The 1,065-nt window shown below is 64.4% G+C and carries 1 protein-coding gene and 1 pseudogene; both read left to right on the plus strand.

Features of this window, described 5'->3' with window-relative positions:
* A pseudogene (locus tag EOA29_RS37515) lies at positions 1 to 584 on the plus strand (MCE family protein); the annotation flags it as partial.
* Positions 585 to 672: 88 nt separating this feature from the next.
* A partial coding sequence (locus EOA29_RS37520) for an ABC-type transport auxiliary lipoprotein family protein (RefSeq protein ID WP_189479139.1) occupies positions 673 to 1,065 on the plus strand: 393 nt, incomplete at its 3' end.

Below are 1,065 nucleotides of genomic sequence, written 5' to 3' on the forward strand. Positions count from 1 at the left end.
TTAATACGGCGGTCGGCTCGATCAACGACTTCGCCAAGCAGACGCAAGGCACCCTGGCCAAAGTCGACAACGTGCTCGATGGGATCGATCCCGCGGATGTCCGCACGGCGCTCGCCAACATCCAGAAGGCCAGCGACAGCGCCAACAGGGCGGCCGCTGACATCGCCAAGGTCACCGACAAGATCGCCAACCGCTCCGACGATATCAACGATACCATCAAGAACGCACGCCAGCTTTCGCAGCGCCTCAACGATGCCTCGGTGCGCGTCGACGGCATCCTCGCCAAGGTCGACAAGCTTCTCGGATCCGGCGAGGCCAACGGCGTGATGGCCGACGCCAGGGCGACGCTGAAATCCTTCAAGCAGGTCGCCGATACGCTGAATGCGCGGCTTGGCACCATCACCGACAATCTGGCGCGCTTCTCCGGCCAGGGGCTGCAGAATGTCGAGGCGCTGGTTCAGGACAGCCGGCGCTCGATCAACCGCATCGAGGAAGCGGTGACTGACCTCAGCCGCAACCCGCAGCGCATTCTGACGGGCGGCGAGGGTGAGGTTCGTCAGTTTGACGGCAGGGCACGGCGTTGACTTCGGCTGCCGCGAAAGCCAAGAACATGGATTGCAGCTGTAAGTTGATCGTCAGATCCGGGGACAATGGGGATCGCGCGTGAAGTCGGTGAGAGGGTTGAAGTCGGTTGCCGCCGCGGCGCTCGCGCTTGCGCTTGCCGGATGCGCGGCGCTGGGAGGCAAGCCGGCGCCGCTCGATACGTTCGAGCTTTCTGCTCCGGCGGTCGACATGCACGGCCATAGCCGCCGCCAGATCCTGATCGCCCAGCCTTCTGCGCTGAAGGCGCTGGACAGCCAGAACATCGTCATCAGGCCGTCCGACCAGTCGATCCAGTTCCTCAAGGGCGCGCAATGGGCGGATCGCCTGCCGCTGATCGTGCAGGCCAGGCTCGCCGAGACCTTCCAGCGTTCCGGCAGTTTTGCCGGCGTCGGCAAGCCGGGCGAGGGGCTGGCGATCGACTATCAGATCATCGTCGAGGTCCGCTCCTTCGAAGTCCGCGTC

Origin of the sequence: Mesorhizobium sp. M1E.F.Ca.ET.063.01.1.1 (assembly GCF_003998155.1) — a bacterium.
In the GTDB taxonomy this organism is placed as follows: domain Bacteria; phylum Pseudomonadota; class Alphaproteobacteria; order Rhizobiales; family Rhizobiaceae; genus Mesorhizobium.